The organism is Saccharococcus sp. Marseille-Q5394 (assembly GCF_946901335.1).
GTDB lineage: Bacteria > Bacillota > Bacilli > Bacillales_A > Planococcaceae > Sporosarcina > Sporosarcina luteola_C.
This window is the reverse complement of record NZ_CAMPPQ010000001.1, coordinates 1,615,472-1,631,588: the sequence shown is the minus strand read 5'-3', so window position 1 is coordinate 1,631,588 and position 16,117 is coordinate 1,615,472. Positions and strand designations below refer to the sequence as shown.

The window sequence follows — 16,117 nt, the reverse complement described above, 5'->3', positions numbered from 1 at the left end:
TGAGCTTGTAAACAAATCATGTTTTAGGCATAACTGACTTGGAGTGAGGGTGTTGAAAGGGTTTATCTTTGATTTAGATGGAACAATTTATCTGGACGACCATATTATCGATGGGGCGCCGGAAGTGATAAAAGCGTTGAAAGAGCGTGGGGATAAAGTGGTGTTCCTGACGAATAAATCAATTGCGAATCGCAAAGAGTACGTTGAGAAATTGAATCGTTTAGGGATTGAAGTTGAGCTTGGCGAGGTCATTAATTCCAATTATATTACTGCGCATTACTTGAAAACGGTCATGGGTGATGGTGATTCTGCCTACGTCATCGGGGAAGAGCCTTTATTCGAGGAACTGGCAAATGAAAATATAAAGCTGGCGGATATTCCCGCCAGCGCATCTCATGTAGTGTTAGGATGGGATCGGCAATTCACGTATGATAAATTGAACAATGCCTTCCAAGCATGGCGAAATGGGGCCGAAATACTGGCGACCAATCCGGATCGGACTTGTCCGGTCAAGGATGGTGAAATCCCGGATTGCGGTGCGATGATTGGTGCGCTTGAAGGCGCGACTGGCGAGCCGGTGAAGATGATCACTGGAAAACCGTCTTCGTTGATGGCTGAATATGTACTGGAAAATGTGCTCGGTATGAAAGCGGATGACTGCTTTATGGTAGGTGATCGCCTGGAAACGGACATTAAGATGGCGAATGATGCCGGTATCCATTCCGTGCTTGTCCTTTCAGGCATTACGACTGAGGATATGCTTGCAAGTTCCGAGCATCTTCCTGAACTCGTATTGGAAAGTGTCAAGGATCTTATTACATTATAAATCGAATTTCCACATTGCAGGGTCACCGGAGGAAACCGCCAAAGCACCTGCTTCCAGGGCTTCATGGACTTCGGCCAGATTAGTGATCAATCCGCCAGCAATGATTGGGTAATCAAGTTCCCTTGAGAGCTGGTCAATGACTTTCGGAATGATGCCAGGGAGAATTTCGACGGCATCCGGTTGACAGGATTTGACCATCTCAATCCCTTTCTTAATGGCAGCGCGATCGATGAGGAAGATGCGTTGAATGGTTTTCAACCCAACTTCATTAGACATTTTAACAATATGACTTTTCGTTGTTATGATTCCTGTAGGATTCCAGTACTCAGCGACGTAGTTGAGCGCATTTTTGGAATTGGAGAGTCCGTCGATAAAGTCGAGATGAAGAAAGACATATTTATCCGCCTCGCGCAGCTGTCGGATATAGTCTGCAATGGTCATCAGATTCCCGGTGAGAAGAAAGACAATGTTGCAATTCGATGTGAGAGCGTGCTGTAAATCCTCCTCATTCTTTACGGAGGCAATCATTTGGGATTCGACCATGTCAACTAGACTCAAGTTAATTCATCCTTTCGAAAAATGTGAAGTGGTGTACTATTATAATACCATAGCGTGATGTTAGGAAAAGGAAAATTTTATAAGGTCAGAGATTATGAGAGAAGGCCATTACAATCCCCCTGCAATGAGCAGGGCTATTGTAATGGTCTTCTTCAATGATAGGAGCGTATTACAGATGAAATCATTTTCATTTACAGGCAGACGGGAACTATTGGACAGCATTGAAAACAAGCAATACGATGTCATTATTATCGGGGGCGGAATAACCGGGACGGGCATAGCTCTTGACTGTGTGACGAGAGGTTTGAAAACGCTTGTCATCGAAATGCAGGACATTGCAGCCGGGACTTCAAGCCGTTCCACGAAACTTGTCCACGGTGGACTGCGATATTTGAAACAATTTGAAGTCGGCATGGTTGCGGAGGTGGGGAAGGAGAGGGACGTCGTCTATCGGAATGCCCCCCATGTCACTCACCCCGAATGGATGCTCTTGCCGATTTACCACAAAGGGACGTTTGGAAAGTATTCCACATCGTTAGGATTGAAGGTTTATGATTTCCTGGCGGGCGTGAAGAAGAAAGAGCGCCGGAAGATGTTAACGGAGAAAGAAGCATTGAGGAAGGAGCCTCTATTAAATAGGAAAGGATTACTTGGCGCAGGCTATTATGTGGAGTATCGGACGGATGATGCCAGGTTGACAATCGAAGTGGCGAAAAGCGCTTTTGCGAATGGAGCGGACTTGCTAACTTATGTGCAGGCGGAGTCATTCACGTATGATGCGGATGGAAAAGTATCAGGATTGTATTTCAGAGATATGCTTGAAGATCGTCGATATTTTGTTTTGGGCAAAAAGCTCATAAATGCTACAGGGCCATGGGTTGATGATGTTATTAACATGGATAGAGATATCGAAGGAAAGAGTCTTTTCCATTCAAAGGGCGTTCATATCGTCATAGATAACGGGAAATTTCCATTGAAACAAGCAGTCTACTTCGACACGCCGGACGGTCGGATGGTATTTGCAATTCCGCGGAACGGAAAAACGTACGTGGGCACAACAGACACCGAGTATCATAGCGATTTGATCCATCCTGAAATAACGAAAGAGGATAAGCAATACTTGTTGGGGAGCATTGCATTCATGTTCCCGGAAGTGCAGCTGGACTTGCAGGATATCGAATCCTCCTGGGCTGGAGTGCGCCCACTCATCCGGCAGGAAGGAAAAGGACCGTCCGAAATTTCGAGGAAAGACGAAATTTGGACATCGGATACCGGATTGATTACAATCGCCGGAGGTAAATTGACCGGGTATCGAAAAATGGCGGAGACGGTGACGGATATGGTTTGTGAGCGGCTTAGAGTGGATGGAGTGGGTTGCACGAAATCAGTGACGAAGCGTTTGAAGCTGTCAGGCGGGGATTTTGAGAAACCTGAGGATTATTCACGTTTTATACACGAAAGAGCTGGTGACGTCGCAAAGGTGGGAATCTCATTGGTCGATGCCACTAGCATCCTCGCGACATATGGAACCAATACGGAATCAGTGATACGGTATGCGGACCAAGTGTTGAATGAAACCGATTTGCCGCTATCCATCAAACTGACCCTTCACTACGCGATTGAAGAAGAAATGGCCCTCACGCCGGCCGATTACTTCATTAGACGGACAGGAGCGGTTTTGTTCGACATTGATTGGGTGAATAAGTGGAAAAAAGAAGTTATTGAGTATATGGCTATCGTGATGGGATGGTCAGCTGAGGAAAAGGAAATGCATTGGGGGGAGTTGGAGGCTAGGATTTGGGAAGCTGGGGAGAGTTGATGAAGTTGTAGTGTAATATGTCGATTTTTAACCCCTCCCTTTGTATAAGGGAGGGGTTAAAAGTGAGATATGCAACGCTCGTAAAATGGACTGTGCGCTCGTAAAACTACGCCCGCGCTCGTAAAGTTAGCCCGTGCGCTCGTAAAACTATCCCGGCGCTCATAAAGTCAGCCAGAGCGCTCGTAAATCCCGGCCGACGCTCGTAAAGTCATCTAACGTGCTGTATTTACCGGTATACAACGCAGGTCCGACTATTTGGTTCCCTCTTAAACGAGCACATCATACTTATATTGCACCAACCCGGTTGTGTTGGCATAAAGTGCAGCCTGCGTACGATCGCCAAGATTCAATTTCGATAAGACTTGCCCAACATGTTTTTTTACCGTATTCTCGGTGATAAACAGCCTCTCAGCTATTTGTCGATTTGAAAACCCTAATCCCAGTTTTTGTAATACCTCCTTTTCTTTTGAGGTAAGTTGCTCTATAAAACTGTTATCCACTTGAGGTTTCTTCTCAAATTGCATCAGCAGTTCTATGATGTCCGGATCAAAATACTTCCTTCCCCTGTGAATAACGTGAAGAGCGTAAATGAGTTCTTCGGGATGTGCTTCCAGTGAAATGTACCCGTCCACTTCCAATGCCTTTGCATGTTCAAAAGATGTCAGATCTTTTGAATAGGTAAGGATTGCAAACTTACACTTGTAACCCAGTCGTTTCGCCTCAGAAATCACTTCTAATCCAGATTCTTGTCCCAATTGGAAATCAATGATAACCATATCGGGTTCTTCCCGTTGAATTAACCGAAGCGCTTCTTGCTTGTTCCCCGCCTCTCCGGATACTTCTATCGTATCCTGTAATGAGAGAATCGAGATTACTCCTTTGCGGACGAGCGTTTGATCATCCACCAACACGATTTTCATCAATTCATTGCCCCCTCACTCAAAAGATATGAACGCTTCACATAAAAGGCGTTCAAATGAAATGAGGCCGGTTGCACCACTGACTCCATACATCCAAGGTGCCCAGATAGAGGATGTATTTCCTAGTCTCCTAACTAATTCCTTTGTCCTTTAAGTATACCCAGTAAATTGTAAAAACTTTGTCGGTTTTTCGAAGTGGATAAGCACTATTTTTGAGAGGTTTTAGTTAATTCCGTCGTTTCGTCGCTTTTAGATTGGACAAACCAGATATTCGAAACATCCCATTAAATGAAGCAAAACATGCATGGCACGAAAGTATACTAAACGAATCATCCAAAAGGGGAACGCCAAACTGTGAAAAATCACTCATTCGAGGGAGGATGGATTGTTTCGCTATGTTTATACTAAAGGTAGTTCCATTTCATAGTAATCAAACGAGGCCCAAAGGAGGAGATTGGCTGATCAAGGGGCTAACATCTGAAATTGAATACCTATTAAGAAATTGGCATTCTACTTCATTTATCACTGGTTGAGGAACTACGTTAGCAAAAGTGATTCAGCCGAATACTTCTCAGAGTGGAATATTAAGTCATTACGGCGAAATGAAAGACCGGAAGCAAAAACAGTTACTTGAACTATGAACATGGCGCATGGAACCAATTCAACATTGTTTAGAACATAAGAAACCGTAGGGCAGCTTGAAAAGATTTGAACGATTAAGTACGAGCAAAAAAAAAACTATAAAAAAACTGGAGGAATTTTAAATGAACTTGAAAAAGAAATTGGCAATGAGCATCGCAACTGGAGCATTGGCTGTAAGTATGATCGGTGGGGGAACTTATGCTTATTTCAATGATGTTGAAGTGTCAACTAACCAATTTAAGGCGGGGACACTTAATTTGGCTATGAATCCATCAACGCTTATTAATTTAGATAAATTGAAACCTGGCGACTGGATGCCTCGCTATTTTGAACTGGAGAATAAAGGAAACTTGGATATTAATCAGGTACTTTTATCTACAGAATATACACAAGGCGGTGGAGGAGATGTGGATTTTGGTAAACATATCAGAGTTAACTTCCTTACAAACGTTGATAAGGCCGGAATCTCCGGACCGATTTGGAACCCGAAAGTAAAACCGTCTAATCCGATTGTCAGCAAAACCTTGTATGAATTAAAAACAATGACTCCTGATGCAGTGGCAAACTTGTCAAACACAATTTTCACTTTTGAAGATAGTGGATTGAAAGCTGGAAATACAGATCATTTATTCGTGGTGTTTGAATTTGTCGACGATGCAACAGACCAAAATGCACTACAAGGTGCTTATATAGATCTTAAGTGGTCATTTAAGGCAACGCAGCATGAAGGATCAATGAAATAATATATCCCGGGAGGAGAGCCCTTCTCCTCCCTCATTCTATTTCACCAAGCCGCCGGTGACCTTTCTTATATATATTTCTCAGCATATAACTCTATTTTTGTGTATTGAGTAATATATTTAAGGATATTCTAGCAATAAAACCTCGAAAGGCGGGATCGGTTTGAAAAGCAAACGTATAGATCGGAAGCGCAAACGCCAAGAACGTAGGCGCAGATATAAGAAAAATTATCAAAGTCTTTTCCTGAGTTTGAAAATTGCATGTATATGTTATTTAGCCATCTTTGGCACTAGTTATATGTCGTCAGGAACGTCGGCTTTTTTCAGCAATCAGAATGTAGTCTCGTCGACGATTACTGCGGGTAATTGGAATTATTGTGGTGAGGGAAATGAATTGGATGCAGCATCGGGTGAAGAAATTATTGTTGACGGTGAGGATAATGAAGACATGCTTAATGAAGAAGATGAAAGTGATGCACTTCCGATCGAGGAAAATGGTGTTGACTCCGTTGATCAGGAAGAGTTAATGGAAGAAAACGAACAGAATATAGGTACAAGCGATGAAATTAATATCGACCCAGTTGTCAACGAAGATAATTTTGTTGAAGAAAATGTAGGAGTGGCTGCATCGGGCAATGAAATCGAGGTTGACTGCGAAGAAGATACTGCACCAATCGATGTCGATTGCAAGGATGAAGATGACTCTAAGGAAGAACAAGATGTAACTTCAAGTAAGGGAACTAAAGCTGAGTGCGTGAATAAAGAAGATCAATTAAAGGAAGAAAATGAAAAAGATAACGCCACGGAAGAAGAAAAAGCAACAGAGGGTACAAAGGAAATCGTGGATCGGGATGTCAACGCGGAGAACGAAAGCGAAAATAATGTAGATTCAAATGGAAGTAAAGAGAAGGAACAACCTGACAGCGGCAGTCAAATACAACCGGACAATAAAGATACGATGCCTGTTACCGAAACTACAGAAATAAAACCGGATAACGATTCTGTAGAAAATAAAGGTTCAGAAGAGGAAACAAACGCAGCTATAAATGAAGCAATAGAAAAAGAAAAAGCGGAGGGTGATTCAAATGAAAGAGAAAAAGAACAAGAAGATAAAAGTAATGAAATGGGTGAATAACCTCGTATCCGGCATACTGATGGTCTTGCTCATTACAGTAGCCTCTGTAGTAGTCATCACGAAAGCCTCTGGCGGGGAACCGCAGCTTTTCGGTTATCAAATAAAAACTGTTCTGTCGGGATCCATGGAGCCGGGCATCCAAACAGGTTCAATCATTGCTGTGAAACTGGCTGAAGAGAAAACCAATTTTAAAGCAGGCGATGTCATCACCTTCCGGGAAAATGAAGAGATGTTGATTACGCATAGAATTACGGAAGTGGTTTCGAATGGGGATTCCGTTCTTTACCGGACTAAAGGGGATAACAACAATGCAGAGGACACGGAACCGGTTCTTCCAGACAATGTCGTAGCTGTATACACTGGGTTTACAGTACCATACGTCGGTTACTTTGCTAACTTTGCTCAATCCAAGAATGGTGCTCTTCTTCTGTTAATTCCTGGATTCCTTTTGCTGATCTACTCGGCGGTTACAATTTGGAGAGTACTGTCTCATATTGAATTGCCTCAGAAAAAACAAGCAGATATTTTGGGAGAAGATGGTGGAAAAAGTTCTTCCTGAATCAATCGATTAAATATGTAAGGAGACATTACCATGATTAAACTGTTTCGATATATCCCATTTCTATTATTGATTAGCATGATATGTTTATTTCCTACTACGAGCGCGGTTGCAGATGAAAAAAACGCCTCGGACAAAAAAGAAGTAGAGATCAGCCTTTCACCAAAAGATACTTTATTTGATGTCAGCAATATGAAGCCTGGTGACTGGGCGCCCCGAACCCTTACAGTCAAGAATTCTGGCATTGTTGACTTTGACTACCATATGCAACTTCGAAATAACGGCGATGAAATGCTGTTCAATGAATTGCTGATGGAAATAAAGTCTGGCGATAAAGAATTGTACTCTGGAAGGCTATCTGCATTTCAAGGATTACCGGCAAGATTTCTGGGTAGTGGCAGCGATGAGAATTTGGATATAACAATCCGTTTTCCGGAACACCTTGGAAATGATTTTCAGGGAAAAGGCGTGGAATTCAGTTTCAACTTTATAGCTGAAGCTAAAGATGGAACGGTAGTACATGTCATGACGAATGGGCATGTTGAAGGCGTGATGAGTCCAGCGGTTGCAGGGTTTCGATTGTCTGACGGATCGACAAATTTACTGTTTGGTTTTTTAGCTATAACCGCTGGTGTTATTATGATTATCATTTTCAAATTCTACAGGCAGTTAAAACTTGTTGATAGGACAAACTAATCGGAGGAAATATCACTCTTCTTTTTCGGTGCCTGTGCGGCATACTATTCAGTTTATTAACTACAATTGCATATTGTTGATAAAGAAGGTCAGCCAATTTAATCAATGGCTGACTTTTCTTTGGGTTTTTATACTTTTCGTTGAATTGTCATAAATGTGTCGTGCATAGGCACCGCATCAAACGTTTATTATTATTCGAAATATTTTGGAATCAGGGTCTTTTATTTGGTAGAATGTTGGTAGAGAATTCAAATATATAGACTTGGGAAAGGCTGTGAGATGGATTGAGAAGAAAGATTGAGGCTTATTCCTTAAATACGATTACACTTGAAAACTTATTGGAAATGTCAGTGACTGTGGATTATTGGGAGTTTGAAAGGGAAATCAGCGGGTTAGTGGACGAGCATTTGTTGAAACCAATGAAAAGTTCTCTTCTTAATGGCAGGCAACCGCCTCTTTATAATAAATATCGTATTATCAGAGCAAAACCAGATTACTCGGCGGTATTGGAAAATATCAAGTTGTTGCATCCGAAGTTCGACCATTCCAAGTATGCAGCACAGCCCGAGGCATACGTGAAGCACAAAGAAGAAATTGACGACTTGAGCAGATTTTTATGGGAGAAGGAGGCTTTACTGGCGGAGCCGCTTTCAATCAATGAACGCTCCTTTCAAATATGGGGTGTGGAAAAGTTGTTAAAGGATACTTCGATCGTGAAAAGTATTTTCCGCTTTAACGAATGGGATCTCTCTTCCCTGAATTATTACGAGACCCCGGAACCTTTTTTTGACTACAACTATACGGTTGCAGATGAGATGAATGTGTTGATTGTTGAGAATAAGGACACATGGTATAGCCTGCGTAAAATCATGCAGGAAGGGGGAGGCAACCGGTTATTCCGGCCATACCATATTTTATTGTATGGAGAAGGAAAGAAAATCCTCAGTAAGCATAATCGGCTGAATGAGTATGATCAACTTCTGCCGACTAGTCGCAATGTCTATTATTATTTTGGCGATGTGGATTATGAAGGCATTGATATTTATGAGTCGCTTGTGGAGGGGAATCCTGATCTTGATGTTCGTCTTGCAAATGAGTTATATACAGCAATGCTGGCTCTTGCTGATGGAAGAAAGCTTCCTTTTTCGAAAGAGGGACAGCGTCAAACAGATATTAGCCACTTTTTACAACAATTCGATCAGGAAGCCGTTGAAAAGATACGCTCAATACTCGGACAAGGACTTTATATACCTCAAGAGATATTGAATTATTCGTGGATGAAGAAGAATATGTCAACAGAGATGGAGGTATAGAGGATGGATTTCCTGGAAGGGTTCAGCGAGCGGATGAAGCTTGTGGGCATCGTGGATTCGATTGTGAATCGGAAGCGAAAAAACTTGGAGATTGAAAAATGGTTCCAGGAGCATGAATTGACGAATATTGTCATGTCTGTGTTGTTGAAAATCATGGATAAAACTTTGACGGAAAACAAGGAGTGCAGCAGCCGGGACATCAAGCATTTCCTAGCATCAATCCTTCCCCATTACAAGGTTGCGCTTAACGACTCGCAAACAGAATCTCTGACCCATTACATATTGAAATCCATATTGCAGAACGATGGACAGGCGTCATATTTCCGTTCGATGGATTATGGAAAGGGAGAGGCGAAAGAGGTCGCGGTCCGTCTGATTGCAGATCGGGTAAGGGAGGAGGACGGTCGATTCCATATTACTTATTCATTGACTGATCAAGGTTTCGATTTCATATTCCGGACAAAGGAGGTCAATCAGGAAATCAAGATGACAATCGAGGAATTGAAACTGAGGGAATTTATTAAACGGAAAAATTTCAGCAATGCACAGATTCAAAGCCAGGAACTGATTCATCTCATCCGGCAACAGAAAAAGGCAATTGAACTCTTTATCACGAAAATAAAGGACAATATTTATGATGCAGACGTAGGGGAATTCGAGAACTTGATGGACCACACGTATGATCTTTTGAAAGGCGAGTATGAATTGCTTGGTGAAATCATGGATATGGTGCAGAAATCCGAGGAAATGATCCGACACGAGTTTGAAACTACTAATCATCTCGATGACCGATTACGAAAAGCACAATCTGAAATCAGGCAGATCAATTTCAATATAAAGTCGGCATTAAGTGAGCAAAGAGGATTAATTTTGAGTCGCCAAAACCTGTCTGACCTTTATATCGAAACAATCAGTGAGTCATTCCATTACAGTATGGAAAAACGTTTCGATTTAGAGGAAGCTATCCTCCGACCTATGGAACAACATACAGGCAATGTCGAAAAATTTTGGCGGCTACTCAATCCACTGTTTCTACCAAACCCTTACAAACATTTGAATCCTTCCATCGTTTATGAACCACAAAGTCTATTGAAAGTAGTAGATGAACCTGACGATGAAGGGGTAGAATCCGAAAAGCTTGCAGAAGATAAACAACAGGAAAAGGTGGAGCGGCTTAGCCGGGCTTATGTAGAAATCATGGACTTTTTGCTTGTTACATTAATGGAACTGAAAGGTGAAACTACTGTCGATGAGCTTTTGCGCAAGCTGGAGGAAAAAGCAGATAACCAACTTGGACGGTTAATGGAGGAACGGCTTTTTTTTACAACGTTGCTGAAACTTTATGATATAGGGACGATTGATTTGGAGAAATGGCGTGGTTCGCGCGGTGGGATGTTCATGAATGCTACGGAAGAATTCAACTTGGAATATTGCCTAGAGTGCCTCCATGAGAAAAGTGACCGTTTTGGACAGTTGATGAAAATTGAGTTGACTAAAATTCCTGGCGAAAAAATCAATTATGAAATTAGTAGAAGTATGGAAGAGGGCTTGGAGTTTGTTGAAAAGTTCCAGATTACGAATTTAAGAGTAAAGGCGGTGATGCAAAATGGGGAATATGAAAACAGCGGTACGGATATTCAAAATCCTGTTAGAGGAGGGGCAATTGGACAGGGCAATGCATAATGATTTGTTTATCGACTATTTGGATTCGGGGGTTCAAGAGGCGCTGAATGTTTTCGAGTCGGAAATGGAATGCAAAATCTTGAAGATCAACAATACGATCTATCTATTGCCTGATAATGACAATGGGCTTCTCGGCTTTCGAAATAAAGAGTACCGTGAATGGCTCGGTTCTAATGCGAAAATGAATGATATATACCTATCCTATTACATAACTATACTCATCTTCCATAAATTTTACGGGGGGAAGAATAGAAATCCCAAAAAGATCAACTTTCTGAGTGTGATGGATTTGTTGGATGATCTTGACGAACGATTCGATGCGATACTTACAGCAGGATCAGACAAGATTTCTGCTCAAGAAGAAAGACTTGGCATTAATATGACAAGTGTCGCAGAGGGGTGGAAACAGAGGATAGTCCATCAAGACAATCGACGGACAACGAAGCACGCTTTTGTGATACGAATTTGCGGAATGCTTGAACAGGAAAAGCTGCTTCGCCTTGTTGAGGATAAAACCGAAATCCGCACAACTAAAAAACTGGATGATTTAATGGTGCATTTCTATTTGAACGACAGCAGGCTGGATGAAGTAAATTCAATTTTTGAGGAGGTGTCCAAAGATGCCGCAAATTAATAGGATCCGAATCATCAATTTCTCGTACAATAGCCACAAACGGCATATCGTGGATGAGACATTTGATTTTTACAATGGCGAGAATGCAATGCTGAACTTATTTAATGGCGGCGGGAAGAGTGTCCTCGTCAAGCTGATGCTTCAGCCTGTACTTCCGAAATCAGGTAATATGGCTAGTTTCTTTAAAAGCAAGAAGACTCCTGCTTATATACTTGTTGAATGGAAGCTTGAAGGTGGGGGCGGCTATTTATTGACAGGAATTGGGCTCGCCAATACCGAAACGCAGTTCCGTCAAGAAGCGAACACAATGAGCAATATCAAATATTATACTTTCACTTCAGCCTACAGGCAGGAAAACCACGTTGATCTTGCCAATATACCGCTGGTCCGTATTGAGGGACAGAAGCGTTATGTTGAAAGTTATACGGAAGCAAGGAGATTTCTGTCCACCAACGCTGCAGTGGACTTTTTTAACGAAGATGATCATGAAGCGTATAAAAGACATCTTGAAAGCTTCAATATATTTCAGGATGAGTGGAAATCCATTATGATAAGGATTAATGAATCCGAAGGCGGCGTCCTAGATACATTTGAAAAATGTAAAACATCGTTGCAATTAATGAATGAATGGATATTAAAGTCAATCGAGAAGGTCATTCATAAAGATGAAAGTGATCAGCGGAAGCTTGAGCAGATGTTCGAAAATCTCGTAAAGGAAATGATCGATAACGAACAATATTTATATGAAAGAGAGATATACGGAGAATTCCAAGTGGATGCAGATCATTTTCTTTCACAATTGACCGCTTTGATAGGGTCACTTCAAAATGAAGAACAGCTTCGCGGAAAGATGTCGGAGATGCACTGGTATTTGGCGACGGAACTCGACAATTTGAGCGGTGAAATCCGTGAGCAGGAAATATTGATTGGCAAGTCTCAGCAAGAATTGAAGAAAATCAATTTGGAAGAACGCTCAAAAGAATATTTCGATCATGCTGAGAAAGTTGAAAAGCTGAAAGAGCGAGCGGCTGCAGCTGCAAGGTTTCTGGAAGGTATCCGGTTGGCTATCGCAGAAAACGAAAAGCAGACTGCCATACAGGAAGCTGCAAGGACGTATGATATTTTGCTCCGTCTACAATCCAAAGTACAGGCTACGGAAGCGGACATCAATAGAATCAAGTCCGGCGGTGATACAGAGCAAGAGATGAATAATTTATCATACTCATTGAAGCTGGGTTATGAAAAGCAGATGGTCGAATTAAGGGAGGATCTTGATGCCGCTGAGACGGGGATACGTGAAGCGATAGAAACTGTCAGGCTGTGTGATGAGGAGATTGAACATATTGGGCGGGAGACAGGCGAGCTAAATAAACGTACTGGATCCCTGGAGTCTAAAATAGATGCATTCATTATGACGGAGGAAGGTATCAGGGCGGAGTGCGGACTATTGTATGAACGAAATCTACTTGGGGAGATTGAAGAGGGGTATTTCGACAACTATTTTCAATTGGCGGAAAATAAGAAGGCCGCAGCTGAAGGAGAACAGCGCTCGCTGATGCAATCGGAGATGAAAATTAAACAGCGGAATGAGGAAACGCAGAATCGCCTCGATGCTATCGGAAATGAAGAAAAGAGCGTTGCGGCTAAGAAAGCCAACGTGATAAATAGGATTACAGAATATCAAGGGTTAGAAAAACACACTATATCCATATTATCCCGAAATGGATTGGATTCAAAACAGAGGTTCAGGCATGAAGAGAATGCGCGATTCATTGCAGACGAAATCGATGCTATGGAGATTGCTGAAAAAGAGACAGACCATTCCCTCCGTAAAGTGAAGGGAATCTTATCTTCGTTAAAAGAAGGGACTTTACATGTCTCATCCGAATTCAGGGAATGGCTCTTGAAAGAGGGTATTGACTTTGAGACGGGCGAGAAATATTTGCAGAAGCAAAATGAAGCAATCCGCAATGATCTGATAAGACAAAATCCATTGCTCCCCTTCTCTTTTTTACTGACTGCAACTGAGTTGGAAAAAGTGAAAACGATGAAAATCGACCTTGTGATTCACCAACTCGTACCATTGGTTTCATTCAGCGATATAAGCCGGGTATATGGCTGATGATAATGCCGTATCTCTATCAACAAATCTGCAAGTCCTTTCCCTTTATGATAAAAGGATGCTGGATGCAGGCAACTTAGATGCCTATGCACATGAACTTCAGCGTGAGTATGCCGAATTGGAGAGTCGCCTTACTCATTTTCGAAATCAGTTGAAAGTTTCACGTTCAGATAAGCAATCACTTGAGCAATTCAATTATGGAGAAAACGATTTATTTAATATGGAACAAGAGCTTAATGAATTGGAACACCGAGCGCTAGGTTTGGAAGAAGAACGGGTTGATTTAGTGCGACAACAGGATGAATGCTTAGAAGAATTCTCACTTCTTGAGATGAAAAAAAGTAAGTTGGAGAAACGTTTTGCAGACATCAAGGAAAAGGTAGTAAAAGTCATGGCTTTCATGGAAGAGAACAATGCGTATCTAGCCAATGTAGCATTGAAAAAAGAGATTGGAGAGAAATTCATCCGACTTGCTACACGGATAGAAAATCTCCGCGGTAAAAAAGAAACAGCAGACGGTGTGCGGATTGCAGGGATGGAAAGGAAAATAAAATGTAGGGGAGAACTGGAAAAAGTCGAAAAAAAGTACGCTCTTGTCAAGACTTCACCTGTGGCGCAGATTCTGGATGAGGAATTGATTGTCATGCAAGGAAAGCTTGATAGGCTTAAGGCCGAAATCACCTCGGATTTGAAAAGACTAGAGGCGGACTTGATAGAGTATAAAAAGGATGAGATGCGTGAAAGAAAAAGGCTAGCCTCTTGGAAGGTTGAGGAAGAGGTCTATCGTAAGGTGACGTTTGATGAATCTCTGCTCGAAGATCTGGAAGTTGCAGGGAGGCGGTTAAAAACCGAAGAGGAGGAGCAGGACAAAAAGCATAGGGATTATGAAAATAAAGCTTCTCACGCGAATGGTAAAATGGAAAGCGCTGAAGCCGAAGTGAAGAAATTAGCTGATCGTCCGCTAGATCCCTCATTCATCAAGCTCAATTTCGATGGCAGGCGTGCGAAGGAAAATGAAACGATTTTATTAGCAAATAAATGTATGAATGCCTATGGAGTGACTCAAGTAGAATATAGAACTATTATTGAACAACTGAAACGGTACGGGATTGCTTGTACGAGATCTATTGATACCGGTTATGTTGTCATCAAAGACGTGAAGAAGGACTTTGACGACCTATTCAACGGATTGCAACAGATCAAAGAAGAGAATGGGAAGCATAGAAATAATCTTAAAGTCGAATTCCTTGCTCTCCAGGGAAAGTTTACAAATAAAAACCGAGTAATGAAAGATATTTTGGATGGTTTACGGCTGGTTCATGACAAGGGTCAAGACTATAATCACTATTATTATTTATTCGAACGGATGACGCTAAGCTCCGAGCAATTGAATAAGTTAATACAAGCATCAGAAACAAGGTTGGAAAATATGGAGAAAAGCAAAAATGATCTTGTCCAGCACAGCTATTTGCAGGCAAAACAAGTTTACGAAGAAATCCAAAAGATTTCGGAGAACTCTTCAATCAGGCTTGGAAACGTTAACCGACGGATGCTGAGAATCAACATGGAAACGCCTCATGAAAATGAGGAAGAAAATATATTGAAAATCCGCAGGTACATTGAAACATGTGTTATTTCGGTAAAAAAGCAGTTGCAAGAGGGTGGGGCATCAGAAAATATCCGTAGAAGAATTGGCAAAGAAATGTCATCAAAAGAACTATTAAATGCCTTATCGGATCTTGGGAAAATGAGCATTCAAGCATATAAAATCGATTACAGTGAAAAGAACAGCGGTTACAAGGCTTGGGAGGATGTACTTAAAGAAAATTCGGGCGGAGAACGCTTCGTCTCCTATTTTGCAGTTATCGTTGCACTTATGTCCTATACGAGGACAAGTATGAAATTCGAAGATGATTATAAGCGAAACACAGATACTAAAGTGCTAATCATGGACAATCCATTTGGTCCCATTTCATCCGAACATCTTTTAAGGCCCTTATTTGAAATTGCAAAGAAATATAATACACAGCTTATCTGCCTTACAGACCTAAAACAAAACTCCATAATGAACTGTTTCAATTTGATCTATATGCTGAAAGTTAGACCGAATATCTCGGACACAGCCGAATATCTTCAATCCGAATTGCAAATGAGAGAGGGCTTCACGGAGGAAAGTATGGAAAAGGCTGTTTTCAGAATGGAAAAACAGGGAAGTCTGAATTTGTAGAGAAAAGCTAGGGTTCTTCGTGAGTAGGAGTCTACGAACAATATGGTTACTATATATAGAATAGATTTTCTCGCTAGTTTCTTCATTATAATTACCTGTATTATCTTAAGTTTGTATTTTGTTAAAAATGTGTTTGAATTCACCATCTAGTAGATTCAAGGTCGAGAGTAATGTGAACAACCACCTACCCCGCAGGAAACTGTGAGGAGGGTGGTTGTTTTGTTGTTGTCGCCCCACTTTCCA

13 protein-coding genes and 1 riboswitch are annotated in these 16,117 nt (G+C 41.6%); of the genes, 11 read left to right on the top strand and 2 right to left on the bottom strand.

Translation table 11 applies throughout. The features are described from left to right. The first annotated feature begins 49 nt into the window (after positions 1–49). The gene (locus tag OC538_RS07965) at positions 50–826 is read left to right on the top strand and encodes an HAD-IIA family hydrolase (protein ID WP_262174197.1); all 777 of its coding nucleotides are present in this window, start codon (positions 50–52) and stop codon (positions 824–826) included. Here the strand turns inward: OC538_RS07965 and OC538_RS07960 are convergent. Then, positions 821–1,384 carry a glycerol-3-phosphate responsive antiterminator gene (locus OC538_RS07960; RefSeq protein ID WP_262174195.1) on the bottom strand — a complete coding sequence of 188 codons (564 nt, stop codon included), beginning with the start codon at positions 1,382–1,384 and terminating at the stop codon, positions 821–823. The genes OC538_RS07965 and OC538_RS07960 overlap by 6 nt on opposite strands. Positions 1,385–1,559: 175 nt before the next feature. Between OC538_RS07960 and OC538_RS07955 the strand changes: the two genes are divergently transcribed. Further along, the gene (locus tag OC538_RS07955) at positions 1,560–3,203 is read left to right on the top strand and encodes a glycerol-3-phosphate dehydrogenase/oxidase (RefSeq protein ID WP_262174192.1); all 1,644 of its coding nucleotides are present in this window, start codon (positions 1,560–1,562) and stop codon (positions 3,201–3,203) included. A 266-nt stretch (positions 3,204–3,469) separates the two neighbouring features. Here OC538_RS07955 and OC538_RS07950 read toward each other — a convergent pair whose 3' ends face one another. Next, entirely contained in the window at positions 3,470–4,123 is a 654-nt protein-coding gene (locus OC538_RS07950) for a LuxR C-terminal-related transcriptional regulator (protein ID WP_262175221.1), read from the bottom strand. 56 nt (positions 4,124–4,179) lie between these two features. After that, a riboswitch (cyclic di-GMP riboswitch) is annotated at positions 4,180–4,263 on the bottom strand. 624 nt (positions 4,264–4,887) lie between these two features. Between OC538_RS07950 and OC538_RS07945 the strand changes: the two genes are divergently transcribed. The 9 genes from OC538_RS07945 (at position 4,888) to OC538_RS07905 (ending at position 15,874) form a co-directional block, all read left to right on the top strand. Then, positions 4,888–5,508: a CalY family protein gene (locus tag OC538_RS07945; protein ID WP_262174190.1), complete on the top strand. Its 621-nt coding sequence runs from the start codon at positions 4,888–4,890 to the stop codon at positions 5,506–5,508. 160 nt (positions 5,509–5,668) lie between these two features. After that, complete coding sequence (locus OC538_RS07940; RefSeq protein ID WP_262174187.1) at positions 5,669–6,640, top strand: hypothetical protein; 972 nt, start codon at positions 5,669–5,671, stop codon at positions 6,638–6,640. Beyond that, complete coding sequence (gene sipW / locus OC538_RS07935) at positions 6,591–7,199, top strand: signal peptidase I SipW (protein ID WP_262174185.1); 609 nt, start codon at positions 6,591–6,593, stop codon at positions 7,197–7,199. Before OC538_RS07940 ends, sipW begins: the two co-directional genes overlap by 50 nt. A gap of 33 nt (positions 7,200–7,232) precedes the next feature. Further along, positions 7,233–7,895, top strand: a complete 663-nt coding sequence (locus OC538_RS07930) for a CalY family protein (RefSeq protein WP_262174182.1) — start codon at positions 7,233–7,235, stop codon at positions 7,893–7,895. 284 nt (positions 7,896–8,179) lie between these two features. Next, on the top strand, positions 8,180–9,208 hold the full coding sequence (locus OC538_RS07925; RefSeq protein WP_262174179.1) for a Wadjet anti-phage system protein JetD domain-containing protein: 1,029 nt from the start codon (positions 8,180–8,182) through the stop codon (positions 9,206–9,208). A gap of 3 nt (positions 9,209–9,211) precedes the next feature. Beyond that, on the top strand, positions 9,212–10,891 hold the full coding sequence (locus OC538_RS07920; protein ID WP_262174176.1) for a hypothetical protein: 1,680 nt from the start codon (positions 9,212–9,214) through the stop codon (positions 10,889–10,891). Continuing rightward, on the top strand, positions 10,872–11,525 hold the full coding sequence (locus OC538_RS07915) for a DUF6063 family protein (protein WP_262174173.1): 654 nt from the start codon (positions 10,872–10,874) through the stop codon (positions 11,523–11,525). Before OC538_RS07920 ends, OC538_RS07915 begins: the two co-directional genes overlap by 20 nt. Next, positions 11,512–13,647 carry a hypothetical protein gene (locus tag OC538_RS07910; protein WP_262174170.1) on the top strand — a complete coding sequence of 712 codons (2,136 nt, stop codon included), beginning with the start codon at positions 11,512–11,514 and terminating at the stop codon, positions 13,645–13,647. The genes OC538_RS07915 and OC538_RS07910 overlap by 14 nt, the downstream gene beginning before the upstream one ends. Further along, positions 13,640–15,874 (top strand): hypothetical protein, encoded by a 2,235-nt coding sequence (locus tag OC538_RS07905; RefSeq protein WP_262174168.1) that lies wholly within the window; start codon positions 13,640–13,642, stop codon positions 15,872–15,874. The genes OC538_RS07910 and OC538_RS07905 overlap by 8 nt, the downstream gene beginning before the upstream one ends. Positions 15,875–16,117: the final 243 nt, after the last annotated feature.